Raw genomic sequence first — 26,796 nt, forward strand, 5'->3', positions numbered from 1 at the left:
TCGTTGTCCGAAACGCCGTCATGGCGAGTTGCGCTGCCGCTGCAATGGCAGCTGTGGCCGGTCCCGCTGCCGCCGCCGATCTGACCGCGCCGGCGCCCTATGTGGTCCCGGCGGCGCCGGTCATCCTGCCGGCCAACTACAGTGCCGTCTCCACCGTCAACGCCAAGTTCGACATCGCGGGCGGCTATGAGTGGGGCGACAAGTTCTCCAACCACGCGCTCGGCAAGATCGCGGGTGCCATCGCCTTCCCGATCGGCCCGGAATTCGGCGTCCAGATCGATGCCTCGGCGGCGGCGACGCGCGGCGATTGGGTCGGCACGCTCGGCGGCCATGCCTTCTGGCGCAACCCGTCGATCGGCCTGCTCGGCATCTATGCCGACGGCTTCACGACGCAGGTGCCGCGCGGCAGCCTGAACGTGGCCCGGCTCGGCGTCGAAGGCGAATACTACTTCGACCGCTTCCGCCTGTCCGGCATCGCCGGCGTCGAGAGCGGCGACCGGATCAAGTCGCGCGCCTTCGTCGACGCGCTGGCCTCCTGGTACGTCCAGGACGACCTGCGGCTCTATGCCGGCTACTCGAACAGCTTTGCGGGCAACCAGGGCCGCGCCGGCGTCGAATACCAGCTGCCGCCGAGCTCCGGCTGGGGCAATTTCGCGCTGTTCGGCGAAGGCCGTATCGGCGAACACGGCTACGCCTCGGTGCTCGGCGGCGTGCGGGTCTATTTCGGCGAGTCGAAGTCGCTGTGGCGCCGCCATCGCGAGGACGACCCGGAGATCTGGTCGAACGAGAACCATGCCGCAGCGAGCCAGGCGGTTTCCGGCGGGACCTTCAACAAGAAGAAGAAGAACAACCAGCCGACCTGTGAGCGCGCGGAAAGGCCTTGCAAACCCGAGTGATTTGATCCTGTTGGATACGCGACCCCTCGTCGCTGCATTGTCGGAAGCCGGTCATGGGGGAGCCCGGGCCGGCTTTTCGGTGTCTTGCCGCGCAGCGAGCGCACCTGGGCTGAGCGCAGCCGGCACCGGATTGCCGTCGGCGCGGAACGTGCCCGATGGGCAACAGCGGGCGCGAATTGCATGCGACGGCGCCTGACCGCACTTCCGGCGCAGCGCCCGGCATGTAAACGATTGGGTTAAGAAACAATGCGAGTCCGGGGTGGCGCAATGATGGTTCGAAGGCTTCTGATCGGTACGCTTTTCATGGGATTGGCCTCTGCCGCCTCGGCGGCCGACCTTTCCCGTCCGCTGGTGGCGGTCACTCCGGCGGTTCCGGTGGTGACCCAGCAGGCGCTGGATGCGGTCTCGGGTCTGAACGGCAAGATCGAGGGCGTCGGCGGCTACGAGTGGGGCGACAAGACCTTCCGCGATCATGCCTTCGGCCGGCTGGCCGGCTCGGTCGCGATGCCGATCGGCCACAGCTTCGGCGCCCAGCTCGATGTGGCCGGCGAGACGGCGCGCGGCGAATTCGGCGGCGCGGTCGGCGGGCACCTGTTCTGGCGCAACCCGTCCTTCGCCCTGCTCGGCGTCTATGCCGACGGCTACACCACCAAGGCGCCGAAGGGTGACTTCAACCTCGGCCGCGTCGCCGCCGAAGGTGAGCTCTATCTCGACCGGGTCAGCCTGTCGGCGATCGCCGGTGTCGAATACGGCAACATGATCAAGACGCGCGGCTTCATCGATGCGGTCGCCTCGCTCTACGCGACCGACGACCTGCGCGTCTATGCCGGCTGGCGCAACGACTTCGCCGGCAATCAGGGCCGCGGCGGCGTCGAGTACCAGCTGCCGGCCTCGACCGGCTGGGGCAATGTCGCGCTGTTCGCGGAAGGCCGCGTCGGCGAGCACGGCTATGCGGCCGGCCTCGGCGGCGTGAAGGTCTATTTCGGCCAGCAGAAGTCGCTGATGCGGCGCCATCGCGAGGATGATCCGGACACCTGGTCGACCCAGTCCGGCGGCGCCGTCGCGCAGGCGATCTCCGGCGGCCAGCTGGTCAAGAAGAAGAAGGACAAGCCGGAACCGCCGCCGCCGTGCGACACCCGCACCCCCTGCTGCGATGCCAGGAGCACGCGCTGCTGATCGAGAGGGCGCCAGACCGGTTGGGCACCGGCATGCGTGGCCCTTGGGCAACAGAGATTGGAATGCGAGCGCGGCCCCGGTGGCCGCGCTTTTGCTTTGTCCGGCCCCATGCAAGGTTCAATACCTTCAAAAAACAGAATCCGAGGATGGCAACCTGATGCGCGCGACGATGTTGGCTGGTGCGGTGGTCCTGACGGCGGCCTCTGCCGCCAATGCGGCCGACCTGTCCCGTCCTCTGGTTCCGGTCACTCCGGCGGTGCCCGTGGTGACCCAGCAGGCGCTGGATGCGGTCTCGGGCCTGAACGGCAAGATCGAGGGCGCCGGCGGCTACGAGTGGGGCGACAAGACCTTCCGCGATCATGCCTTCGGCCGGCTGGCCGGCTCGGTCGCGATGCCGATCGGCCACAGCTTCGGCGCCCAGCTCGACGTGGCCGGCGAGACGGCGCGCGGCGAATTCGGCGGCGCGGTCGGCGGGCACCTGTTCTGGCGCAATCCCTCCTTCGCCCTGCTCGGCGTCTATGCCGACGGCTACACCACCAAGGCGCCGAAGGGCGACTTCAACCTCGGCCGCGTCGCCGCCGAAGGCGAGCTCTATCTCGACCGGGTCAGCCTGTCGGCGATCGCCGGTGTCGAATACGGCAACATGGTCAAGACGCGCGGCTTCATCGATGCGGTCGCCTCGCTCTATGCGACCGACGACCTGCGCGTCTATGCCGGCTGGCGCAACGATTTCGCCGGCAACCAGGGCCGCGGCGGCGTCGAATACCAGCTGCCGGCTTCGACCGGCTGGGGCAATGTCGCGCTGTTCGCGGAAGGCCGCGTCGGCGAGCACGGCTATGCGGCCGGCCTCGGCGGCGTGAAGGTCTATTTCGGCCAGCAGAAGTCGCTGATGCGCCGCCATCGCGAGGACGATCCGGACACCTGGTCGACCCAGACCGGCGGTGCCGTCGCGCAGGCCATCTCCGGCGGCCAGCTGGTCAAGAAGAAGAAGAAGCCCGACGAGCCGACCTGCACGCCCGGCGATGCCGGTCGCGACGCGCCGCCGCCCTGCTGCACCGACAAGAATGCCAGGGCGTGCTGATCGCAGACGGCATTGCCGACCATCGCCGGGAAGGCAATTCTGTTTGATCGATGCCGGATGAAGACGGCGTCGCGATGGGGGAAAGCTACCATCGCGGGAAACGAAGATCCTGCCGAGACCGCGATCGGCCCGAACGTGATCGGCCCGAATGCGGTCGGCCCGAATGCCGTCGGCTGACCCGCGAGGGACGGTCCCGGCAATAGCTGGCCGCCCGCCAACGGCCGTGAGGCCGGCCGGAACCGCGCTCCGCCCGTCAGGGCGACATCCTCAGGCGACATCCTCTTCCGGAACGGCGCGGCCGGTCGGGCGCGGCGAGATCAGCACCTTGTCGATGCGCCGGCCGTCCATGTCCATGACCTCGAACACGAAATCGCCGATCGCGGCCTTCTCGCCCGCGGTCGGGATGCGGTTCAGCACCGACAGCATCAGGCCGCCGAGCGTGTGGTAGCTGCCATGCTCCAGTTCGGGCAGATCGACCAGCCGTTCCAGGTCCGAGATGGCGGTGTCGCCGTCGAGCAGCCAGGAGCCGTCGTCGCGGCGCACCGGACCGCCCCCGGGGGCGTCGACATCGGCGAGGTCGCCGGCGATGCCTTCGATGATGTCGGTCAGGGTGATCAGCCCCTGCAGGCTGCCATATTCGTCGACCACGAAGGCGCAATGGGTCGGCGTGCCGCGGAAGGTCTCCAGGAGCTTCAGAACCTGGGCGTTTTCCGGCACCACGATCGGCTCGCGCAAGGCGCCGGCGATGTCGACCGGGCGACCGGCAAGGGCATCCGCGAGCAGGTCCTTCTTGTAGACGACGCCGGTCGGCTCATCGATCGAACCGGTGGCAACGACCACCAGGGAATAGGGGCATTCGGCGATCTCGCGCCGCATCTGCTCGGGCGGGTCGTTCGGGTCGATCCAATAGAGATCGGGGCGCGGCGTCATGATCGCCCGAACCGGACGGTCGGCGACGCGCATCACACCCTCGAGGATCTCGCGCTCCTCGGGGTCGAGCACGCCGGCCTGCACACCCTCCGCCAGCACATGCATCACCTCGTCCTCGGTCACCTCGCCGCCGGTCGATTCGCGCACGCCGAACAGGGTCAGCACGGCATTCGAGGCGATCGAAAGCAGTCCGACGAAGGGCGAGGCGATGCGGCTGACGACCGAAATCGGACCCGCCACCCAAAGGGCGATCGGCTCGGGTGCGGCGATCGCGATCCGCTTCGGGACCAACTCGCCGAAGATCAGCGTGACGAAGGTCATGAACACGATCACGACCGCAAAGGCGATCTCGTCGGCCCAGGCCTGAATGCCCGGTGCGGCAAAGATCAGGAACTCGGCGAAGCGGTTGGCCAGCGCCGCACCGGACGCCGCGCCGGCGAGAAGGCCGGTGACCGTGATGCCGATCTGAACCGAAGACAGGAACCGGGTCGGGTTCTCGCCGAGTTCCATGGCGCGCTGGGCGCGCAGATCGCCTGATTCGGCGAGTGGCCCGAGGCGCGCCCTGCGCGCCGACACGAGGGCCATTTCCGACATCGCGAAGAACCCGTTCACGAGCGTCAGGGCGAAAAAGAACAGAAGTTCCAAACCGATCATGCCGTGAACGCGGGCGCCGAGCCCCTCCTGGTCCATTGCGAACGCGACGATCCTAGCACAATCCGGACCGCGCGGGGGGACATCCCGCATGGGCTCGGGCGCACGGCTCGGTGAACCGGCTCCGGATTGCTACCGAGGCTCCGGCCGCGCGGCGACCCTTGCCAGCGGGCAGACATCGCGCGACCATGGCGGCCAGAGGCGGTCGCCTCCGCCTCGACCCGGTGCCATCCCCGCGGCTCTTCCCTGATCCGCGGGGACGGGCTGGTGTGAACATACCAAGAACGGGAGGCAATCATGGCAGACGGTTCGACAGGTATCGGAGGCAATGCGGGACGTGGCAGACAAGCCGGCCCCCGCTGCGTGGCACTGGTCGGTCCCTTCGCGAGCGGCAAGACATCCCTGCTCGAAGCGATCCTTGAGCGCACGGGGGCAATCCAGAAGGCCGGTCGCGTGGCGGATGGCACCAGCCTCGGCGACGCCGCGCCGGAGGCGCGCGCGCACCGCATGGGCGTCGAGTTGAACGTCGCGGACTGCGAATTCCTGGGCGAGCGCTTCACGATCCTCGACTGCCCGGGCTCCGTCGAGTTCCTGTTCGAGGGTGAAGCGGTGCTGCCCGGCGTCGACATGGCGGTGGTGGTCTGCGAGGCCGACGCGAAGAAAATTCCCGCGCTGCAACTGACGTTGAAACTCCTGGAGACGCGCGGCGTTCCCCACGTCCTGTTCCTCAACAAGATCGACAAGGCCGACCAGAGCCTGCGCGAAACGCTGGAACTGATGCAGACCGCTTCGACGGTCCCGATGGTGCTGCGCCAGATTCCGATCTGGAAGGAGGGCATCGCGATCGGCACGATCGATCTCGCGCTCGAACGCGCCCATGTCTTCCGTGAGCATGCCGAGAGCGAGATTGTCCCGATCCCGGATGCCGACCGGGCCCTGGAGGTCGAGGCGCGCTACCAGATGCTGGAGAAGCTGGCCGACTACGACGACCACCTGATGGAGGAGCTGCTCTCCGACATCGAGCCGCCGCGCGACGAGATCTTCGAGGACCTGCGCCGGGAGACCCGCGAGGGTCTGATCTGCCCGGTCTTCATCGGCTCGGCCGAACGCGGCAACGGCGTCACGCGGCTGCTCAAGGCGATCCGGCACGACGCCCCATCGGTCGCCGCCACCGCCGACCGGCTCGGCCTCAATGCCGGCCCGGGCGAGGCCGTGGTGCAGGTCATGAAGACGCTGCACACCCAGCACGGCGGCAAGATGTCGATCGCGCGCGTGCTCGCCGGCAAGCTCGCCGAGGGAGCGACGCTCTACGATCCGACCGGCGCCGGCGACCGGATTTCCGGCATCTACCGCATCCAGGGCCGGGAGACGACCAAGCGCGGCGAAGCCTTTGCCGGCGAGACGGTCGGCCTCGCCAAGGTCGAGGTCGCCCATACCGGCGACACGCTGACGACCGTCAAGACCGGCACGCCCCGGCTCGCCACCCTGACACCGCCGGAGCCGGTCATGGGCACCGCCGTGGTCCCGACCGACCGCAAGGATGAGGTCAAGCTGAACGCGGCCCTGACCCGGATCGCCGAGGAGGACCCGTCGATCCGCATCAGCCACGATGCCGAAACCGGCGAGACGCTGGTCGAGGGTCAGGGCGAAATGCACCTGCGCGTCGCCTTCGAGCGCCTGACAGCCAAGTTCGGCGTCACGGTCGAGTTCAGACCGATCTCGGTGCCGTATCGCGAAACGATCCGCGGCAAGACCAGCGTGCGCGGCCGGCACAAGAAGCAGTCCGGCGGTCACGGCCAGTTCGGCGACGTGGCGCTGGAGATCGCGCCGCTGCCGCGCGGGTCCGGCTTCGTCTTCACCGAGGCGATCACCGGCGGCGGGGTGCCGCGCAACTATATCCCGGCCGTCGAGGAGGGCGTCGCCGACTGCCTCAAGGCCGGCGCGCTCGGCTTCCCGGTCGTGGATATCGCGGTACGGCTGGTCGACGGCTCCTACCACACGGTCGACAGCTCCGACATGGCCTTCAAGACCGCCGCCCAGATCGGCATGCGCGAGGGCCTGCCGAACTGCCAGCCGGTCCTGCTGGAACCGATTCTGAGGGTCGAGATCGCCTGCCCGTCCGACGCGACGGCCCGGATCAACCAGATCGTCACCGGACGGCGCGGTCAGCTGCTCGGCTTCGATGCCCGCACCGACTGGGCCGGATGGGACACGGTCCAGGCGCTGATCCCGCAGGCCGAGATGCAGCACCTGATCGTGGAACTGCGCTCGGCCACTGCCGGCGTCGGCACCTTCCGCGCCCGGTTCGAACATCTCGCCGAACTGTCCGGCCATCTTGCCGCCAAGGTGCTGGAACGGCAAAAGGCCGCCCGGGCGGCATAGTCTCCGGCTGAGCCATCGCCAGACGAGAGGGCCGGCCGCCACGCCGGCCCTTTTCGCGTCTGCACGGCCCGGCGCGCCCCGCTCACGATGGCTTGACCCCTGCCCGGCTTGCCCAGCCGTAACGATCCGCCAGATTGGAGCGTATCGGACGGGGTAAGGGGAGTGACGGACATGAACATCGTGAAGCGCAGGCGCTGGCAGGTGGCGGAGAGTGCGGCGACGCCGGAGGCCCTGTTCTGGGACCGGCGCGCGGTGCTGGCGGGTTTCGGCGGTCTCGCCGCCGGCGCCGCCCTGATGGCGCGCCCGGCGCGGGCGGACGACGATCCGCTGGTGAAGCTCCTGCCGGCCAAGCGCAACGAGGCCTTCAAACTCGATCGGCCGCTGACGCCGGAGGCCGACAATGCGAGCTACAACAATTTCTACGAATTCGGCACCTCGAAATCGGTCGCCGGTGCGGCCAGGCGGCTGAAGACGCGCCCCTGGCAGGTGACCATCGACGGCCTTGTCGAGGCGCCGATCACGCTCGACTTCACCGAACTGGTCCAGAAGATGCCGCTCGAGGAGCGGCTCTATCGGTTGCGTTGCGTCGAGGCCTGGTCGATGACCATTCCGTGGACCGGCTTCGCGCTGGCCGAACTGGTCAAGCTCGCCAAGCCGACCTCGGGCGCCAAATATCTGAAGATGCAGACCTTCATGGATCCGAGCCAGTCGCCCTACCAGCGCTCGCCCGGCTATCCCTGGCCCTATACCGAGGGTCTGACGCTGGCCGAGGCGACCAACGATCTCGCCTTCATCGCGGTCGGCGCCTATGGCAAGCCGCTGCCCAACCAGCATGGCGCGCCGCTGCGTCTCGCCGTGCCGTGGAAATACGGCTTCAAGTCGGTCAAATCGATCGTGCGCTTCTCGTTCACGGCCGAGCGGCCGAAGACCTTCTGGGAACAGCTGCAGGACACCGAATACGGCTTCTGGGCCAATGTGAACCCGGAGGTTTCTCATCCGCGCTGGAGCCAGGCGCACGAGCGCGTGCTGTCGACCGGCGAAAGCGTCCCGACCCAGCTCTACAACGGCTATGCGGCCGAGGTCGCCCATCTCTACAAGGACATCAAGGGCGAGCGGCTGTTCATGTGACCATCGACCCGGACCCCGGCCCGGCATAGATCTCCATGCCGGTTCGCGGATCCGGTCCGGCTTTTCGTCGCAGAATCAATCGGCCGTCGCTTCAGGGCGACGGCCGATTTCGTTCATGCAGGAGGAAGGCTCGATGAAGCGGTTGTCGGTCACTCGATGCCGAGCTTGCCCTTCAGCATGTCGTTGACCGCCTGCGGGTTGGCCTTGCCGCCGGTCTGCTTCATGACCTGGCCGACGAACCAGCCGATCATGGTCGGCTTGGCCTTGGCCTGCTGGACCTTGTCCGGATTGGCCGCGATGACCGCGTCGCAGGCCGCCTCGATGGCGCCGGTATCGGTCACCTGCTTCAGGCCGCGGGTCTCGACGATGGTGCGCGGGTCGCCACCCTCGGCCCAGACGATCTCGAACAGGTCCTTGGCGATCTTGCCCGAGATGGTGCCGTCGCCGATCAGGTCGACGATCGCGCCGAGCTGGTCGGCGGAGACCGGGCTCGCCTCGATGCCCTTGCCTTCCTTGTTCAGGCGGCCGAACAGTTCGTTGATCACCCAGTTGGCCGCCGCCTTGGCGTCGCGGCCCTTGGCGACCGCCTCGAAATAGTCGGCCGAGGCGCGTTCCAGCGTCAGCACCATCGCGTCGTAGGGCGTGACGCCGTAGTCGCGCACGAAGCGGGCCTTCTTCTCGTCGGGCAGTTCGGGCAGATGGGCGGCGAGCGCGTCGACGAAGTCCTGGGTGAATTCGAGCGGCAGCAGGTCCGGATCGGGGAAATAGCGGTAGTCGTGCGCCTCTTCCTTCGAGCGCATCGATCGCGTCTCGCCCTTGCCGGGGTCGAACAGCCGCGTCTCCTGGACGATCGTGCCGCCGTCCTCGACGATGCCGATCTGGCGGCGGGCCTCATATTCGATCGCCTGGCCGATGAAGCGGATCGAGTTGACGTTCTTGATCTCGCAGCGCGTGCCGAAGGGGGTACCGGGCTTGTGCACCGAGACGTTCACGTCGGCGCGCAGGTTGCCCTTCTCCATGTCGCCGTCACAGGTGCCGAGATAGCGCAGGATGGTGCGCAGCTTCGACACATAGGCCTTGGCTTCCTCCGAGGAGCGCAGGTCGGGCTTCGACACGATCTCCATCAGCGCCACGCCGGAGCGGTTCAGGTCGACGAAGGAATAGACCGGCGACTGGTCGTGGATCGACTTGCCGGCATCCTGTTCCAGATGCAGCCGCTCGACGCCGACCTCGATGGTCTCGCCGTCCGGCATGTCGATCAGGATGCGGCCTTCGCCGACGATCGGGTTCTTGTACTGCGAGATCTGGTAGCCCTGCGGCAGGTCCGGGTAGAAATAGTTCTTCCGGTCGAAGATCGAGCGCCGGTTGATGGCGGCCTTGAGGCCGAGCCCGGTGCGCACCGCCTGACGGACGCATTCGACATTGATCACCGGCAGCATGCCCGGCATGGCCGCGTCGACCAGGCTGACATTGGCGTTCGGATCGTTGCCGAAGGTGGTCGAGGCCCCGGAAAAGAGCTTGGCCTCGGAATTGACCTGGGCGTGGACTTCGAGGCCGATCACGACTTCCCAGTCCCCGGTCGCTCCACGGATGAGCTGGGACGGCTTGGCGGTACGGACGACAGCGTTCATGAAAGGCCCCGGACAATTCGCTCGCGCCGCGTCACCGGGCGCTGTGCTCCGTGGGTACTGCCTCGCGCCCCCCGGATCAAGGGGAGGACGATGGCCGGCGGATTTGCGGGCGCGCCCGGCTCACGGCGTGCGGTCGGACGCGCCCTTCGGTTCCTGGCCGTCGAGCGCGAACGGGACGGCCCCCATGGACTGGCCGCGAAGCCGCCAGAGAGCCCGAAAGGCTTGCGTGCGCATGGACCGCTCGATCGACTGGAGCCGCCTGGACAGTCCGAAGCGACGGGTCAGCAGGAGCTTGCGGTCATCGGGGACCGTGAAGGGCGGTCGCGGCCTGTACAGGGTCCTGTCGGTTTCCGCCATGACCGGCTTGATATCGCTGGCATAGATCGGATCCGACGGCCAGTCCCGCTTCTGGATCAGGACCGACCCCTGCGCGACCGGTGCCGGTACCATCTGGTACACGGTCAGCTCATTCAGGAGGCCCTCGATCTCGTCGAACAGAATCCAGTCGATGACCCGTGCCGGAAGAGGTCGGGCCAGAAGCGCGACCGCAGCCTTCCGGGTGATCAGATAGGCCGCGGCACCCATGCTGTGCGCGCGCAGCCGGTGCACCCCGTAGCGCCCGACGACCGTCGTTGCCGACCGGTCGTAGCGCGTGCGCGCCTTCAGATAGGTCTCCAGCTTGACGATGTCGGCATCGGCCGGGACGAGCGCCGGATCAGCGAGCGTGGCCGCCAGATCGTCGGCGACGACGATGTCGTCCTCGAAAACGACCGCATGCTGCGCATGGCTGTCGGCAATCCGTTGCCAGATCACCTCGTGGGACATGGTGCAGGCAATGGCGCCCCGATTCTGGATTCCGCCCGGAATCGCGCGGCGCCGTTCCACCTCCGCCATCACCTCCGGGTCGGTATAGTCCAATGCCGGCACGAGCTCGAACGGTATCCCCTGACGCTCCAGAATTTGACTCATCCTGTCGGCGCGATCCGGGCGGCGCTTCAGGTTCAAGACATAGGCATGGATCGGCATGGAGACTCCAGACCACGGTTCCGCAGAATTCCGTTTGGTCAGCAAGTAACTGTTCGAAGCGGCGTGCGCCATCGACGCATGCAGTTTTGCAGGCAACGAAACAACGAAGCCCGTCAGATCGGCCCGATCCCTCGCCGGCGATCGCCGGAGACGGATCAGTCCCGGAACGGGATGGCGCCGCCTTTCTGGCCTCGGAGCAGAAGGCCGAATTGATGGCCGAGCCGCGCCAACACCATCTGCGCTTTGAGCAGTCCGCGGCCGCGGCGGCGCAGATGCCGCGGGCGCGCGGGCTTCGGCCCGACCCGTTCGTCGCGGCTCAAAGCGGCGATGTCGCTCACGAATTCGCGCTCCGGCGGGCGCCCCTCGATCCGCGCCAGAACAGACCCCTGGATACACAGGCCAGGCACGACCTGATGGATGTTCCAGTGCGACAGCAAGCCCTCGGTCTCGTGGAACAGGACGCGATCGACCGGATATTTCGGCAGGTCGCGCTGCAGCAGACGGAGAGCCATCTCGCGCGACAGGACATAGCCGGCCGCGCCGAGATGCTTCCCGCGCAGGCGGTGCACCTTGTGTCGGCCGAGCGCGCCCGAGGCGCGACGGTCGATCCGTGCCTCGGGTGTTTCCTTGGTTTCAAGCTTCACGACATCGGCGCCCGCCGGAATCCAGTCCTCGACGCCGAGGAAGGCAGCGATGTCCGGCGCCAGTATGACGTCGTCCTCGAAGACCGCTCCATAGCGATCCGACCCGTCCGCGATCGCCTGCCAGGCCCGCATGTGACTGAGGAAACAGGCGACATGGGCCACCGCCAACGGCCGATCCCGTCCGGGCGGTACCCAGGTCCGGGACAACTCGTCACTGACCTCTGTGACCGGAATTGCATCGATGCGCCGGAACGCGATGCCGAGACCCCCGAATACACGACCGATGCGCTCGGCCCGATCGACCCTCGACCTCAAATTGATGACATAGCACGGTATCATACGAGGTGTCGGTTCACCTGATAAGGGGCACGATCAGGCAGGTCATGCCGATCGCGGCCTTTATTTCATCTTCCTCGATCCAGGGAAATAGACATCCGGAAACAATCGATCTCTATATTTCCTAAATATATCCCACAATCCGGCGGCCGCCGCCTGTCCGCGCCTCCGCCTGTCCGGGCCGCCGCTCAGGGCGGCGGCAGATCGTCGGGACCGGTGTTGCCGTAGCGGACCGCGATCTCCCCATCCGGGGCGCCTGCGATGCACATCGCCAGGCTGAACAGCGACTTCTCCGTCAGGGCGTGCCGGTCCGGTCCGCGCCCGTCGGTCATCAGGTGGAGATATCGCCCACCGGCCGCCTTGACCGCGTCCACGAAGGGCTGCTGCGTTGCCGGCGGCACCGCGCGATCCTTCGGTGAGGTCAGGAACAGGATGCGGGCGCCCTTGCGGCCGGCGACCGTGGCGGCTTCGGGCATCAGGTCGTAATGGGCACGCGGGCCGTCGATGCGCAGCGGGATCGCGAAAGTCTTGGCGAAGGCGCGGAAATCGAGCGGTGCCGAAGCGATCGCGGCGCAGCCGACATCGTCGCGGCTGGCGAGCGCCGCCGCCGCCAGGATGCCGCCGCCCGACATGCCGGCGACGTGATAGCCGGCTAGCCCCTCGCGGGTCTTGATGGCGTCGAGCGCGAGCCGCGTCAGCGCCACCTCGCGCCGCGTGCGGCGGTCGCCGTGCCAGCCTGAGGAGCCGTGCAGGCCCGGCCGGCCGAAGAAGACGAACGGCACGCCGAGGCGCTGCGACCAGACCCCGACGGCGGCCTGGACATATTCTGGCGCCTGGGTCAGGTAGCCCGGATCCGGCGCGATCTTGCCCTTGGCATCGGCGCCGATGCTGTCGCCCGGAAAGAACACCGCGGCCCGCTTCCCGCGCGCGTCGCCGGCGATGTAGTAGCGGATGCAGACGGCGTCGCCTTCCGCTTCGACGAAGACCGATGTCTCAAGCTTCGCACAGGCTTCGCGCGAAACCTTCGTGCCCTTCATGAGGTCGGCAGCCGAGAAGGTCCGAACCGCCTGCGCGGCACTTGGACCGGCACCGACCGCCACCACGAAGCCAAGCCCGGCGATCGCAGCCGCGATGCCACGCGCCTGCGCGCGGCGCAGCAGTGCGGTCAGGTGGCGCCGGGGCCGGGTCATCCCCACCACGCCGTCGGCGAGAAGTGCCCGGCCGCGTCCTCGATCACCTGGGCGACCTGGAACAGGGTTTCCTCGTCGAAGGGCCGGCCGATCAGCTGCAGGCCGAGCGGCAGACCCTGGGCATCGAGCCCGGCCGGGACGGCGATGCCGGGCAGGCCGGCCATGTTGACCGTCACGGTGAAGATGTCGTTCAGATACATCTCGACCGGGTCGCCGCCCGACTTCTCGCCGATGCCGAAGGCCGCCGACGGGGTCGCGGGCGTCAGCACCGCGTCGACGCCGGCCTCGAAGGCCAGTTCGAAGTCGCGCTTGATCAGCGTGCGGACCTTCTGGGCGCGGACGTAATAGGCGTCGTAGTAGCCGGCCGAGAGCACATAGGTGCCGATCATGATGCGCCGGCGCACCTCGGCGCCAAAGCCGGCCGCGCGCGACTTCTCGTAGGTGTCCACGATGTCGTTGCCGGGCACGCGCAGGCCGTAGCGGATGCCGTCGTAGCGGGCGAGGTTCGAGGAGGCCTCGGCGGGCGCGACGATGTAGTAGGCCGGCAGGGCGTACTTGGTGTGCGGCAGCGAGATCTCGCGGATCTCGGCGCCGGCGGCCTTCAGCCACGCGATGCCCTGGCTCCACAGGGCCTCGATCTCTGCCGGCATGCCGTCGACGCGGTACTCCTTCGGGATGCCGATGACCATACCCTTGACCGAGCGGCCGACCGCCGCCTCGTAGTCCGGCACAGGCCGGTCGGCCGAGGTCGTATCCTTCGGGTCGACCGAGGCGAAGCTCTTCAGGAGGATCGCGGTATCGCGCACCGTGCGGGCGAAGGGGCCGGCCTGGTCGAGCGAGGAGGCGAAGGCGACGATGCCCCAGCGCGAGCAGCGGCCATAGGTCGGCTTGATGCCGACGATGCCGGTGAAGGCCGCCGGCTGGCGGATCGAGCCGCCCGTATCCGTGCCGGTCGCCCCGGCGCAGAGCCAGGCCGAGACAGCGGTCGCCGAGCCGCCGGAGGAGCCGCCCGGCACGAGCGCGCGATTGTCGCCCTGGCGCCGCCACGGGTTGGTGACCGGGCCGAAGGCGGAGGTCTCGTTGGACGAGCCCATGGCGAATTCGTCGTTGTTCAGCTTGCCGAGCATGACGGCGCCGTCGGCCCACAGATTGGCGGTGACGGTCGATTCGTAGGAGGGCACGAAATTGCCCAGGATGCGCGAGCAGGCGGTGGTGCGGACGCCCTCGGTGCAGAACAGATCCTTGACGCCGAGCGGGATGCCCTCGAGCGCCCTGCCCTCGCCCTGGGCCAGCCGCGCATCGGACGCCTTGGCCATGGCGCGCGCCTTCTCGGGCGTCTCCAGCACATAGGCGCCGAGGCTGCGGCCCTTCTCCATGGCGGCAAGATAGGCCTCGGTCAGCTCGGTCGCCGTGAAGGCCTTGGCCTTCAGCTGGTCGCGCGCTTCGGCGATGGACAGGCGGGTCAGATCGGTCACGGTCGGGGCATCCGGGAGGGCGGTAACGGGCGGGCGGCGCGGCGGCGGATTATTCGACCACCTTCGGGACAACGAAATAGTGGTCCTCCGTCATCGGCGCATTGGCGACGATCCGCTCCGGATAGCCGCCGTCGGTCACGGCATCCTCGCGCATCTTCATCACCATCGGGGTGACCGAGGTCATCGGCTCGACGGCCGAGACGTCGACCTCGCCGAGTTGTTCGACGAAGCCCAGGATGGAATTGATCTCGCCCTGCAGCTTGGCGACTTCGGCCTCGTCCACGGCGATGCGGGCGAGATGGGCGACACGGCGGACGGTGTCGAGATCGACGGACATGGGCGCGGCTTCCGACGGATGGAGGATGGCGAGCCTTCTAGCACCGGCCGGCGCGCCGGCGCAACGCCGCCGCCCTGCGCCGGTCCTGCGCCGCTTCAGCCGATCTCGACGCTGCCGCCGGGCGCGGGGGTATGGATGCGGACGCCGGAGCCGTGCATGGCCGCCACGAAGGCATCGGGCGTCTGGTCGAGCAGCCCGAAGGTCATGTAGTGGCAGGGAATCACGTCCGTGAAGGCAAAGAACCGCCGCGCGGCCAATGCCGCCGAGCGCGCCCCCATGGTGAAACGGTCGCCGATCGGCAGGATGCCGATGGTCGGTTCGTACAGTTCGGCGATCAGAGCCATGTCGGAAAAGATGTCCGTATCGCCGGCATAATAGAGCGTCGGGCCGATCTTCGGCGCAATCACCACGCCGTGCGGGTTGCCGAGATAGGCGAAGGTGCCGTCGCCGTTCGACTTGGCGGAGGAATGATGCGCCGGCGTCAGGCTGACCGCGAAGGCGCCGAGATCGACCGTGCCGCCGGAATTCATCGGGTTGATCGTCTCCACGCCGTGGGCATTGGCCCACATGGCGATCTCCCAATTGGCGGTCACGGCCGCTCCGGAGGCCTTCGCGATCGGGATGAGGTCGCCGATATGGTCGTCATGGCCATGGCTGATGACGATATGGTCGAGCCCGACCGCAGCCTCTTCCGGCGTGATGGTCGCCTTCGGATTGCCGGTGAGGAACGGGTCGATCAGGATTTCGACCTTGCCCTTGTCGGTGTCGGCCGGGATTTCGAGGCGGAAGCAGGAATGTCCGTACCACGTGATCTTCATGCGGGTCCCCCGGCGGCGATGGCGGTCCGCCCGTTGCTGCCGCTCAACAGTCTGGCGTCACTATAGCGCCGCAGGGGCGGCCGTCCATGCGGTCGCGATGCTGTCGGTCCGTACGGGTCCGGCTCGACTTGCCGTTGCGGGGCGAGTAGCCGATGCTGGCATCGGTGGCAGGCCGGACGCTGCCCGCGGTTCCGCGCCACCTCTCGATCGAATCCGGCCCCAACCCGCCCGCGAGGCCAGCGATGACCAGCTTCGGTTCCTTTGCCGCACCGTCCTTCTGGCTGCCCGGAAACTTCCAGACGATCGCCCCGGCAACCAACTGGGGCACCCAGATCACCGTCAACTACCAGGGCAATGCCACCATCGAGCGCGACGTGCAGAGCGAGGTGGCGAGCTTCGGCAAGCAGCTCGGCATCGTCACCGAGGCGGTTCTGGCGCTGGCGGGACCGATGGCGGACGCCCTCGACGCGGATGCCGACGCCAAGGAGAAGATCGTTCGGCTGCGGACGCTGGCGGCACGGGTCGATGCCGTGAAGGCGCGCCACGGCGAGGCGGTCGAAACCCAGATCCGCGAGCAGGTCCAGTCGCTGGCGGCGACCGACCGCGACGCGGCCGACCGGCTGCTGCAGACCCTGCGCCGGGAACTGGCCGAGAGCGGCGATCCCGACGCCAAACCGGTCTGACCGGACGCCGGTCTTCCTGGTGCGGGAAGACCTGGCACCGGCTCGCTTGGATGCAGGAATTGGTCTAGTGCTTCGGTCGACGGGATGGACCCGCGTCCCCTCTTGATCGAACCGCGAGTGCCCGCCCTTGGCCCAGGATCATGCCGTCGCCCTCGAAGACCTGACCGGCGGGCTGAAACCCGGCGCACGGCTGATCGGGATCGATCTCGGCACCAAGACCATCGGGCTCGCCCTGTCCGATCCGGGCCGGCGCATCGCCACCCCGCTGGAGACCATCCGGCGCACCAAGTTCACCGCCGATGCCCAGGCGCTGATCGCGATCTGCGCCAAACATGCCGTCGGCGGCCTGGTCATCGGCCTGCCGCTCAACATGGACGGCAGCGAGGGTCCGCGCGTGCAGTCGACGCGCGCCTTCGTGCGCAACCTCGCCCCGCTGACCACCCTGCCGATCAGCTATTGGGACGAGCGCCTGTCGACGGCGGCCGTCACCCGCACCCTGATCGAGGCCGACGCCAGCCGGGCGCGCCGGGCCGACGTGGTCGACAAGCTCGCCGCCGCCTTCATCCTGCAAGGCGCGCTCGACCGCCTCAACCGGCCCGCGCGCGGCTGGGCTACCGAGGACGAGTGAGCCGCGCCCACCGACTGGACAGGCAAGAATGTTCTCGTTATGTTCTAATGCCGCAATCGTCGGCACTCCCCTTTGTCGTCGCGCGATAGGTCAATGGCACTTGTGAACCGGGAGTTCGGGAAATGGTCACGCTGTATTGGGCGCCGCAGACGCGCTCGCTTTCGATCCTGTGGCTGCTCGAGGAACTGGGCATCCCCTATCGGCGCGAGCTGGTCGACATCCGTTCGGGCCGCCAGTCCGACCCGGCCTTCCGGGCGATCAATCCGATGATGAAGGTGCCGGCGCTGACCGATGGGCCGGTCAAGGTGGCCGAAACCGGAGCGATCATCGCCTATCTGGCCGACCGCTATGCCGCGCCCGGACTCGCCCCGGCGGCCGACCATGCGACCCGCGGCGACTATCTGCGCTGGCTGTTCTTCGCCGGCTCGTCGATCGAGGCGGCCTATGTGCAGATCTTCACCAAGCTGGAGATGAACCCGACCTCGGCCGGCTGGGGCAGCGCCGAGCGCGTCTTCGACGTGATCGAGGCCGGCATCACCGGCAGCGGCGGCCCCTGGCTTCTGGGCGAGACCTTCTCGGCGGCCGATGTGTCGATCGGGTCCGGCCTGCGCTTCGGCCTCCTGTTCAAGATCGTCGAACCGCGCCCAGCCTTCACCGACTATGTCGAACGCTGCACCGCCCGCCCCGCCTTCGCCCGCGCCCTGGCGATCGAGGCCGAGGCCCTGGCGGCGCGCGGCGGCTGATCCCGCGCGACGGCACCATCCGGATGCAGCGGCTCGGCCGTCACATCAGGAGGCTGACCTTGCCGCCGGCATGGCGTTCCAACCGGCCGGCGAGCGACAATTCGAGCAGCACGAGCTGGACCAGGCCCGGACGGGCACCGGTCGCGCGGATGATCTCGTCGACGGCGACCGGCGTCGGGCCAAGCGCCTCCAGGATCGCGGCGCGCAGATCGGCCGGGGCGTCGCCGGCCGTCCCGTCCCCGTCTCCCGGCCCGGCCGGCGGCTCCCAGGCGGACGGCGGCGGCGGATCGCGACCGAGCTGGGGGCCGAGGGCCTCGACGACATGCTCGGCCGAGGCGACCAGGGTTGCGCCGTTGCGGATCAGGTCGTTGGTGCCCTCCGCGCGCGGATCGAGCGGCGAGCCGGGCACGGCGAAGAGATCGCGGCCCTGCTCGCCGGCGAAGCGGGCGGTGTGCAGGGAGCCGGACCGGCGTGCGGCCTCGACCACGACCAAGCCCATGGAAATGCCGGAAATCAGCCGGTTGCGGCGCGGAAAGTCGCGCGCGCGCGGTTCCCAGCCGAACGGCAGCTCGCTGACGATGGCACCGCCGGTCGCGACGATGCGGGCGACCAGATCGGCATGTTCCGGCGGATAGATCCGATCGAGCCCGCCGGCGAAGACGCCGATCGTGCCGGTCTCCAGGCTGGCCATGTGGGCGGCGGCATCGATGCCGCGCGCCAGCCCCGAGACGATCGCAAAGCCCCGGGCGCCGAGGTCGCGCGCGAACTGCGCGGCGATCTTGCGGCCGGCCAGCGAGGCATTGCGCGAGCCGACGATGCCGACGGCCGGCTGGGCGAAGACGCCGGCGTCGCCGGCGACGGCCAGGATCGGCGGCGGTCCGTCCACGGCGCGCAGATAGGCCGGATAGTCCGCCTCGCCGAGCGCGACGAAGCGCGCGCCGGCGCGCTGCGCCGCCTCCCATTCGGCGTCGATCTCGGCATCGGTCGGGATCCGGATGCGGCTCGCGCCGCCGCGGCGCGCCAGATCCGGCAGCGCGTCGAGCGCATCGGCGGCCGAGCCGAACCGGTTGAGCAGCTGGATGAAGGTGTTCGGGCCGACATTGTCGGTGCGGATCAGCTTCAGCCAGCTGCGGCGCTGCCGCTCGGTCAGCCGGATGTGGAACTGTCCGTCGGGCGGCCGGGTCTCTTCGGCCAGCCCGCGCGGGGCCGGATCGACCAAGGGGCGCCGCTGCGGACGCTCGGACGGAAACAGGGACAACGTCACGCGGCACTCTCCTAAGCCCGCATCTTCGCCCGGCCTCGGTGAGAACACAACTCCTGGATACATATTCACATCACGGATCGCGCCCGCCGGAACCGGAGGCGGCCCGGCCGTCCTCGCGTAGATTCCGGGGGTACGGTGCGCGCGGCCCCGGGTCCGGGACACACCGGCGCGGTCTATCGTCCGCGCTTGCCCTTGCCGATCGAGCTCAGCGACGGGAACCGGCCGCGCGGGACGACCGGTGGCGGGGCCGGCGGCGGCGTCGGCTTCAGGTTGAGCCGTTTCGGGTCGGAAGGCGCGGCAGCGGCCGGGGCCGGCTTGCCCTTCTGGGCGGCCGGAACGGGCACGTCCTTGCCCTCGGCGATGCGCACGAGCTGGGTCAGCACCACGGCGGCGCCCTTCAGGCGCTGCTCGGCCTCCGGCCAGTCGCGCGACAGCACGATCTTCTGATCCGGCCGGATCTTGGCGAGCGAGCCCTGCTCGGTGATCCAGCGCACCAGGCCGGCGCCGTTGGCGAACTTGTTCTCGCGGAACGAGATCACCACGCCCTTCGGCCCGACATCGATCTTGTCGACATGGGCGCGCCGGCACAGGCCCTTGATGAAGACGATCTTCAGGAGATGCTCGACCTCCTCCGGCAGCGGGCCGAAGCGGTCGATCATCTCCGCCCCGAAGGCGTCGATCTGCTCGGTCGTCTCCAGATCGGCGAGGCGCCGGTAGAGGCCAAGGCGCAATTGCAGGTCGGCCACATAGGTCTCGGGGATCAGCACCGGCGTGCCGACCGTGATCGAGGGCGACCATTGCTCCTCGGCGACCGCATCCGGCTCGCCGGACTTCAGCGAGGCGACCGCCTCCTCGAGCATCTGCTGGTAGAGCTCGTAGCCGACCTCCTTGATGTGGCCGGACTGCTCGTCGCCGAGCAGGTTGCCGGCGCCGCGGATGTCGAGGTCGTGGCTCGCCAGCTGGAAGCCGGCGCCGAGGCTGTCGAGCGATTGCAGCACCTTCAGCCGCCGCTCGGCCTGCTGGGTCAGCGGCCGGTCGGCCGGCACGGTGAACAGCGCATAGGCGCGCAGCTTCGAGCGGCCGACGCGGCCGCGCAGCTGGTAGAGCTGGGCGAGGCCGAACATGTCGGCGCGGTGGATGATCAGCGTGTTGGCGGTGGGAATGTCGAGGCCGGATTCGACGATGGTCGTCGACAGCAGCACGTCGTACTTGCCCTCGTAGAAGGCATTCATCACGTCTTCCAGCTCGCCGGCGGCCATCTGGCCGTGGGCGGTGCAGACGCGCACCTCCGGCACGTGCTCGGCGAGGAACGTGGCGCGGGCGGCGAGGTCGGAGACGCGCGGCACGACATAGAAGCTTTGGCCGCCCCGATAATGCTCGCGCAGCAGCGCCTCGCGGATGACCAGCGGGTCGTAGGGCGACACGAAGCTGCGCACGGCGAGCCGATCGATCGGCGGCGTGGCGATGACCGAGAGTTCGCGCACGCCGGTCAGCGCCAGCTGCAGGGTGCGCGGGATCGGCGTCGCGGTCAGCGTCAGCACATGCACGTCGGCCTTGAGTTCCTTCAGCCTTTCCTTGTGCTTGACGCCGAAATGCTGCTCCTCGTCGACGATCAGCAGGCCGAGATCGCGGAACTTGACGCTTTTGGCGAGGATCGCGTGGGTGCCGACGACGATGTCGCAGTGGCCGCTTTCGAGCTCCTGGCGGGTCAGGTCGGCATCCTTGGCCGAAACCAGCCGCGAGAGCTGGCCGACGCGGAACGGCAGGCCCTTGAAGCGCTCCGAGAAGGTGCGGAAATGCTGGCGGGCGAGCAGCGTCGTCGGGACCACGACGGCGACCTGCTTGCCGGAGCCGGCAACCGTGAAGGCGGCGCGCAGCGCCACTTCGGTTTTGCCGAAGCCCACGTCGCCGCAGACCAGACGGTCCATCGGCCGGCCGGCGGCCAGATCCTCGTGCACGGCCTCGATCGAGGCCAGCTGGTCGTCGGTCTCCTCGTAGGGGAAGCGGGCGGCGAACTCGTCGGAGAGGCCTTCCACGGGGGTCAGGACCGGAGCCGGCTTCATCAGGCGCGCGGCAGCGGTCTTGATCAGGCTGTCGGCGATCTCGCGGATGCGGCTCTTCATGCGCGCCTTGCGCGCCTGCCAGGCGACGCCGCCGAGCTTGTCGAGCTGCACCTCGGTATCGTCCGAGCCGTAGCGGGTCAGGAGTTCGATATTCTCGACCGGCAGATAGAGCTTGTCGCCGCCCTGATAGACCAGTTCCAGGCAGTCATGCGGCGCGCCGACCGCCGTGATGGTCTTCAGCCCGGTGAAGCGGCCGATGCCGTGATCGACATGAACGACGATGTCGCCTTCCGAGAGCCCGGAGACCTCGGTCAGGAAGTCCGAACCCTTGGCGCGGCGCTTCTTCGGGCGGACCAGACGGTCGCCGAGAATGTCCTGCTCGCCGATCACCGCCACGTCGTCGAGTTCGACGCCGGCCTCGATGCCGAGCACGCCGACCCCGACCGCGCCCTTCGGCAGCGCGAGCAGTTCCGGGAAGGTCTTGACCGGCCGCAGGTCCTTCAGGCCGTGGTCGCCGAGCACCTGCGACAGGCGGTCGAGCGCGCCGTCGCTCCAGGCGGCGATCATCACCCGCCGGCCGGCCTTCTGCAGCTCGCCGACATGGGCGACGACCGCATCGAACACGTTCACGTCGCCGGCCTGGCGCTCGGTCAGGAAGGTCCGGCCCGGGCGGCCGCCGAGATCGACGGTGCGGGTCGGGCCGTCCGGCACCGCGAAGGGGGTCAGCGCGGCGGACCGGCGCGTCGCCAGCCGGCTGCGCCATTCCTCGGCGGTCAGATAGAGCGCGTCCGGCTCGACCGGCTTGTACGGCACGGCGCCGGCCTGCGGCGTCGCCTGCGCCTCGCGCCGGGCCTGGTAGTGGTCCTCGATCTGGCCGAGCCGCTCGGTCAGCGTCTCCTCGACGTGGGCCTCGAAGGCGATCGTCGCGTCGCCGATGTAGTCGAACAGCGTCTCCAGCCGCTCGTGGAACAGCGGCAGCCAGTGTTCCATGCCGGCATAACGGCGCCCCTCGGAGATCGCCGCATAGAGCGCGTCATCCTTGGTGGTGGCGCCGAAGCGGGCCACATAGGCGCGGCGGAAGCGGCTGATCGTCTCCGGGACGATGGTCACCTCCGACATCGGCAGCCATTCCAGCCGCTTCAGCTGGCCCGTGGTGCGCTGGCTCTCGGCGTCGAACTTGCGCACCGATTCCAGCGTATCGCCGAAGAAGTCGAGCCGCACCGGGCTGTCGGTGCCGGGGGCGAAGAGGTCGAGAATACCGCCGCGCACGGCATATTCGCCGGTCTCGCGCACCGTCGGGGTGCGGTTGAAACCGTTATTCTCCAGCCAGCGAACCAGGTCCGCCATGTCGACCCGGTTGCCGGGCGCGGCCGCGAAGGTCTCGGCGGCCACCATGCTGCGTTCCGGCACGCGCTGGACGACGGCGTTGACGGTGGTCAGCAGCACGACCGGCTTGGTCGTGGCCTGCGGGCGGACGAGGCGCGACAGCGTCGCCATCCGGCGCGCGACGATCTCCGGCGTCGGCGAAACGCGGTCATAGGGCAGACAGTCCCAGGCCGGGAAGGTCATCACCTGGATGTCGGGCGCGAAGAAGCCGAGCGCGGCCTCCAGGCTCGCCATCCTGTTGCCGTCGCGGGACACGGCGACGAGGCCGGGGCGCCCGTCCTTGGCGCCGGCGGCGCGTGCCAGATCGCCGATGGCCAGCGCTTCCAGCCCGTCCGGCAGGCTCGCCAGCGTGACGTGGTCGGTGCGGTCGAACAGACCCTTGAGCGGCTTCATCGGAGCGTCCGGACTGGAAGGGAATTGGCAGCGGTCGGTTGCGGACCTGGGGCCTCGAACCGGACCGCTCTAACGGGAGCGGCACATGGTCGGCGCGCGGCCGACGGATCAACGGACAGCAGATCAGCGGAACACGATCCCGCCGGGCGCGGTCTGGAAGGCCTTCAACTGGCGGAAGACCGGCGTGTCGTAGTTGCCGGGCGTGTCCTGGCGGTCGATGATCCAGGCGAAGAGGTCGGTGTCGGGCACCTCCATCAGCTGGACGAAATCGTCGAAATCCGCCTCCGACAGGCTGCCCAGATGCGCGTCCGCGAAGGTGCCGAGCAGGAGATCCATCTCCTTGGTGCCGCGATGCCAGGCGCGGAACAACGCCCGCTTGCGCGCGGGCGCGAGCCCGTCGGAAGAAATCTGCGTGCCGGACATGGAAAGGGCCTCGCGAAAACAGCAGAAAGCCGCCGGCGCCGGATCGGGCACCGTCGGTGATGGACGGCAGCCGCCGCGGGCAGAGATATAGCGCGGGGCGGCGGGGATGTCAGGTGGGGGGATTGGCGCGGGATTGGCGGAATTCGTCGGCTTCGCTTGCCCAACCGCTGAACCAGGGCGAAACAGCACCAACACTTTGTGATCGATGCACCGTGCCATCCGGATCGATCCGCCGGGGGACATCGGGCAAGGGTCGGCCGGGCGGCCATTTCGCCTCTCGCAGATCCAGTTCTTTCACGGAGGCGGGAAGCGACGCCGCTGACTGGCGCAGGTCGAGCCTCGCCAAGCGCAAGGTCGCAAGGACCGGCAAGCGCGCCAGCGGCGACACGTCCGTTACCTTGGTGCCGGCGAGGTCCAGTCTCTCCAGCGCCGTGAGGCCGGACAGCGGCGACACATCCGTCACGCTGGTGTTGCCGAGATAAAGCGCCCTCAACGCCGTGAGGCCGGACAGCGGCGAAATGTCCATCACACCGGAGTTGCTGAGATCGAGCGTTTCCAGCGTTGTGAGGCCGGACAGCGGCGACATGTCCGTCACGTTGGTGTTGCCGAGAATGAGCGCCTCCAGCGCCGTCAAGCCGGATAGCGACGACACATCCGTCATGCCGGTGTTGGCGAGATAGAGCGTCTTCAGCGCCGTGAGGCCGGACAGCGGCGATACATCCGTCACGCCAGTGTTGTCGAGATCGAGCGTCTCCAGTGCCGTGAGTCCGGACAACGGCGACACATCCGTCACGCCGGTGTTTTCGAGATCGAGCCTCTGCAGAGCCGTAAGGCCGGACAGCGGCGACACGTTCGTCACGCCGCTATTGCCGAGAGAGAGCGTCTCCAGCGCGGTGAGGCGAGATAGCGGCGACACGTCCGTCACGCCGGTGTAGGCGAGGCGGAACTCCCTCAGCGCCGTGAGGCCAGAAAGCGGTGATACATCCGTCACGCCGGTGTTGCCGAGAGCGAACGTTTCCAACGTAGTGAGGCCGGTTAGCGGCGACACGTCCAGCACGCCGGTATTGTTGAGATAGAGTTCGCTTAACGCCGTCAGGTCGGACAGTGGCGACACATCCGTCACGCTGGTGTACGCGAGGCGGAGAGTCCTCAGCGCCGTGAGGCCGGACAGCGGCGACACGTCTGTCACACCGGTGTTGTCAAGATCGAGCGTCTGCAGAGCCGTCAAGCCGGACAGCGGCGAAACGTCCGCCACGCGGGCGCCGAAGAGAGCGAGCGTCGCCAGCGCCGAGAGTCCGGATAGTGGCGAAATATCCGTTACGCCGGTGTTGCTGATTTCGAGCGTCTCCAGTGACGTTAGACCGGATAGCGGCGTCACATCCGTTACGCCGGTGTTGTCTAGAGCGAGCGTCTCCAGCGCTGTCAGGCCGGACAATGGCGAAACGTCCGTTAGGCCGTTTGTGCCGAGATTGAGCGATTTCAGCGCAGTAAGCCCGGACAGCGGCGACAAGTCCTTTGCGCCGTTAAACTCTAGATCGAGTTCCTCCAGCGCCTTGAGGTCGGACAGCGGCGACAGGTCCGTCACGCCGGTCCCGGATAGGTCGAGGTGCCGGATATGCGGAATCCATGCCGGCGGCGGAGCCTCACCGGCCAGGATCAACTTCCTCGCCTCGGCTTCGTAGTCGAACTCGCCGCCTTCCTCCGTGTCCTCCGAACCGTCCACGGCCGAAGCGTCCGGAAACACCGTGCGCGCCCTCGGCACCGGCTTGCGGGTGAGCAGGTCGATTGTGCCGCCGATCAGGCGGCGGATATCCTGGTGGCGGGCGGCGAAGTCGGCGATGGGGGCGCAGTGGTCCTGCAGGAAGACAGCAGCCTGCCTTACCCATTCGAGATTGGGATCGCCGGCTATAGTCGACAGGACCCAAACGCCGCTGCCGACCGTGCCAACCTCGCGCAAGGCCGACACCACCGCGCGCGCCAGCGCGCCGATGGCGTTCGCACCGACACCGGCCGCGGCGGCCACCACTTCGGGGGCCGGCGTGGTCGCCGCTGGGTTCGGATCGTCCGGGCTCGGCAGTGGCCTCGACGCGGCGGCGAGGATCGGGCGGGCGGAGGGCGCGAAAGGCGCATTCTTCTGGGCGAGCCGGTCCAGCGCCGCCCGCGTTGCGACCGCCTCGGCGACCGGATCGACGATCTCGCGCTCTCGGTTGCGGGCGTTCAGTGCCCGCCACTCCTGGAAGCCGAGACCGTATATCTCGACCACCCCGAGCAGCTTGTCGATGCCGGCGAGCAGGTCCGGCTCGATCGGTTCGGTCATGGTGCCGACAGCACGAGTCGCGCTGAACCGCGCATGCAGGGATTCGAGGCCGAACTTCGCCACCCAGAGACCCGCGACATCCGTACCGGCGACCGAGTCGCCGAGGAAGGTCTTCAGGTCCTGGTATTCGTCGAAGACGCTCGGATGCGTGTTCTGCAGCCCGGTGATGCGGCGGTCGAGCCGATCGGCCGCGCGCTTCACCTGGCCGTGCAGGTTCACCTGCTGTGAATCGATCCGCTCCGCCGCCGCCGGGGGATCGTCGACCGGCGCGAAGCCGTCCGGTGTCAGCCCGAAGGTCGGGCCGGGCGCAGGGTTGAAGCGCGGATCCGGCGGCTTACTCAGCCAAGCCGCAATCGCCGCCTCGCTTTCGAGGATGACTGCGTGCCAGCCGTCGCGTTGCGGGCGCCAGTCGCGGACCGGGCGAAGATCGCGCTTGGCATCCGACGGCATCGCCTGCCGCGCGCCGAAGCGGCGTTGCCAGCTGCATTTTTCCAGGATGACGGTCAGCACCAGCGCGCCGCGGCCACGCTCGGCCTGCTCGATCGCCGGCGCCTCGGTCTCGGTGATGTAGGGCGAGGCGAGAGAGGCGCTGGAGACCAGTTGGACGAAGACGTCGGAATCCGCGATCGCCTGCCGGATGGTGGGGTTCCACCCCTGTCCGGCCTGGATCTTCGCATCCCACCACAAAGTCAGCCCGAAATGACGAATCGTGTCCGCCAGCTGCGTCCGGAGCTGTTCGGCGGCCTTGGCGTCCTCATGCGCGTAGGAGACGAACACCTGCGTCATGCAACGATTTTGACCGAGCCGCATCGCCGATGCAACCGAAACGGAGCGTCGCCGGAGCGCGGGGCCAGACCCGAGTCGGGTACCCTGGCGCCCGAAGACGCACCCCACCGGACCTTCCGGAGTTGCCTCCCCATCAAAACCCGCCCCTTTTGTCCAGGGGATGGACAAACTTTCCCCTTCTCCCCCCAGGGGGGGAGAAGGTGCCCGAAGGGCGGTTGAGGGGGACGATACCGCAGGTTTCACGCGACTTGCGGTCCTGGCGCCCCTCCCAAACCGAAAAGCCAAACGATGCCAAGGCCTCACACCCCCTCATCCGGCCTTCGGCCACCTTCTCCCCCCTTAGGGGGAGAAGGGCATGATGCGAGCGCGGAGCGAGCGGGGGCGGAGAGCCGCGGGAGCGCAACTGCGC

General features: G+C 68.3%; 20 protein-coding genes. 8 read left to right on the top strand and 12 right to left on the bottom strand.

The annotated features are described in order from the left end of the window. Positions 1-53: 53 nt before the first annotated feature. The 3 genes from KL771_RS00455 to KL771_RS00465 all read left to right on the top strand — a co-directional run bounded on the left by KL771_RS00455 (position 54) and on the right by KL771_RS00465 (position 3,153). Positions 54-896, top strand: coding sequence for a hypothetical protein (locus KL771_RS00455; RefSeq protein WP_261966608.1), 843 nt, complete (start codon positions 54-56; stop codon positions 894-896). A 303-nt stretch (positions 897-1,199) separates the two neighbouring features. After that, positions 1,200-2,072, top strand: a complete 873-nt coding sequence (locus tag KL771_RS00460) for a hypothetical protein (RefSeq protein WP_261966609.1) — start codon at positions 1,200-1,202, stop codon at positions 2,070-2,072. Between the two features lie 157 nt (positions 2,073-2,229). Next, on the top strand, positions 2,230-3,153 hold the full coding sequence (locus KL771_RS00465) for a hypothetical protein (protein ID WP_261966610.1): 924 nt from the start codon (positions 2,230-2,232) through the stop codon (positions 3,151-3,153). A 267-nt stretch (positions 3,154-3,420) separates the two neighbouring features. Here the strand turns inward: KL771_RS00465 and KL771_RS00470 are convergent, their stop codons facing one another. After that, positions 3,421-4,773: a hemolysin family protein gene (locus KL771_RS00470; RefSeq protein ID WP_261966611.1), complete on the bottom strand. Its 1,353-nt coding sequence runs from the start codon at positions 4,771-4,773 to the stop codon at positions 3,421-3,423. A gap of 258 nt (positions 4,774-5,031) precedes the next feature. On the opposite strand from KL771_RS00470, the gene KL771_RS00475 reads away from it, so the two are divergent. Both KL771_RS00475 and msrP read left to right on the top strand, forming a co-directional pair. Further along, the gene (locus KL771_RS00475; RefSeq protein ID WP_390866498.1) at positions 5,032-7,116 is read left to right on the top strand and encodes an elongation factor G; all 2,085 of its coding nucleotides are present in this window, start codon (positions 5,032-5,034) and stop codon (positions 7,114-7,116) included. Positions 7,117-7,287: 171 nt separating this feature from the next. Further along, entirely contained in the window at positions 7,288-8,244 is a 957-nt protein-coding gene (gene msrP / locus KL771_RS00480; RefSeq protein ID WP_261966612.1) for a protein-methionine-sulfoxide reductase catalytic subunit MsrP, read from the top strand. Between the two features lie 149 nt (positions 8,245-8,393). Here the strand turns inward: msrP and gatB are convergent, their stop codons facing one another. The 7 genes from gatB to KL771_RS00515 all read right to left on the bottom strand — a co-directional run bounded on the left by gatB (position 8,394) and on the right by KL771_RS00515 (position 15,701). After that, on the bottom strand, positions 8,394-9,875 hold the full coding sequence (gatB, locus tag KL771_RS00485; RefSeq protein ID WP_261966613.1) for an Asp-tRNA(Asn)/Glu-tRNA(Gln) amidotransferase subunit GatB: 1,482 nt from the start codon (positions 9,873-9,875) through the stop codon (positions 8,394-8,396). A gap of 120 nt (positions 9,876-9,995) precedes the next feature. Next, positions 9,996-10,973: a glycosyltransferase family 25 protein gene (locus KL771_RS00490; protein ID WP_261966614.1), complete on the bottom strand. Its 978-nt coding sequence runs from the start codon at positions 10,971-10,973 to the stop codon at positions 9,996-9,998. A gap of 83 nt (positions 10,974-11,056) precedes the next feature. Next, complete coding sequence (locus KL771_RS00495) at positions 11,057-11,884, bottom strand: glycosyltransferase family 25 protein (RefSeq protein ID WP_261966615.1); 828 nt, start codon at positions 11,882-11,884, stop codon at positions 11,057-11,059. Between the two features lie 185 nt (positions 11,885-12,069). Beyond that, the gene (locus tag KL771_RS00500; protein ID WP_261966616.1) at positions 12,070-13,071 is read right to left on the bottom strand and encodes a prolyl oligopeptidase family serine peptidase; all 1,002 of its coding nucleotides are present in this window, start codon (positions 13,069-13,071) and stop codon (positions 12,070-12,072) included. Beyond that, positions 13,068-14,546 carry an Asp-tRNA(Asn)/Glu-tRNA(Gln) amidotransferase subunit GatA gene (gene gatA, locus KL771_RS00505; protein ID WP_261966617.1) on the bottom strand — a complete coding sequence of 493 codons (1,479 nt, stop codon included), beginning with the start codon at positions 14,544-14,546 and terminating at the stop codon, positions 13,068-13,070. The genes KL771_RS00500 and gatA overlap by 4 nt, the downstream gene beginning before the upstream one ends. A gap of 49 nt (positions 14,547-14,595) precedes the next feature. Then, complete coding sequence (gene gatC, locus KL771_RS00510; protein WP_054357044.1) at positions 14,596-14,883, bottom strand: Asp-tRNA(Asn)/Glu-tRNA(Gln) amidotransferase subunit GatC; 288 nt, start codon at positions 14,881-14,883, stop codon at positions 14,596-14,598. Positions 14,884-14,978: 95 nt separating this feature from the next. After that, complete coding sequence (locus KL771_RS00515; protein WP_261966618.1) at positions 14,979-15,701, bottom strand: metal-dependent hydrolase; 723 nt, start codon at positions 15,699-15,701, stop codon at positions 14,979-14,981. Between the two features lie 242 nt (positions 15,702-15,943). On the opposite strand from KL771_RS00515, the gene KL771_RS00520 reads away from it, so the two are divergent. The 3 genes from KL771_RS00520 (at position 15,944) to KL771_RS00530 (ending at position 17,755) form a co-directional block, all read left to right on the top strand. Beyond that, positions 15,944-16,384 carry a hypothetical protein gene (locus tag KL771_RS00520; RefSeq protein ID WP_261966619.1) on the top strand — a complete coding sequence of 147 codons (441 nt, stop codon included), beginning with the start codon at positions 15,944-15,946 and terminating at the stop codon, positions 16,382-16,384. 127 nt (positions 16,385-16,511) lie between these two features. Further along, positions 16,512-17,012 (top strand): Holliday junction resolvase RuvX, encoded by a 501-nt coding sequence (ruvX, locus tag KL771_RS00525; RefSeq protein WP_261966620.1) that lies wholly within the window; start codon positions 16,512-16,514, stop codon positions 17,010-17,012. A gap of 122 nt (positions 17,013-17,134) precedes the next feature. Next, entirely contained in the window at positions 17,135-17,755 is a 621-nt protein-coding gene (locus tag KL771_RS00530; RefSeq protein WP_261966621.1) for a glutathione S-transferase family protein, read from the top strand. Positions 17,756-17,795: 40 nt separating this feature from the next. Here KL771_RS00530 and dprA read toward each other — a convergent pair whose 3' ends face one another. The 4 genes from dprA to KL771_RS00550 all read right to left on the bottom strand — a co-directional run bounded on the left by dprA (position 17,796) and on the right by KL771_RS00550 (position 26,387). Then, positions 17,796-18,950, bottom strand: coding sequence for a DNA-processing protein DprA (dprA, locus tag KL771_RS00535; protein WP_390866513.1), 1,155 nt, complete (start codon positions 18,948-18,950; stop codon positions 17,796-17,798). 242 nt (positions 18,951-19,192) lie between these two features. After that, positions 19,193-22,861 (bottom strand): transcription-repair coupling factor, encoded by a 3,669-nt coding sequence (gene mfd / locus KL771_RS00540; protein ID WP_261966622.1) that lies wholly within the window; start codon positions 22,859-22,861, stop codon positions 19,193-19,195. 123 nt (positions 22,862-22,984) lie between these two features. After that, positions 22,985-23,284 (bottom strand): FAD assembly factor SdhE, encoded by a 300-nt coding sequence (locus tag KL771_RS00545; protein ID WP_261966623.1) that lies wholly within the window; start codon positions 23,282-23,284, stop codon positions 22,985-22,987. 109 nt (positions 23,285-23,393) lie between these two features. Further along, entirely contained in the window at positions 23,394-26,387 is a 2,994-nt protein-coding gene (locus KL771_RS00550; protein ID WP_261966624.1) for a leucine-rich repeat domain-containing protein, read from the bottom strand. Between the last annotated feature and the right edge of the window lie 409 nt (positions 26,388-26,796).

Origin of the sequence: Prosthecodimorpha staleyi, from assembly GCF_018729455.1 — a bacterium.
GTDB lineage: Bacteria > Pseudomonadota > Alphaproteobacteria > Rhizobiales > Ancalomicrobiaceae > Prosthecodimorpha > Prosthecodimorpha staleyi.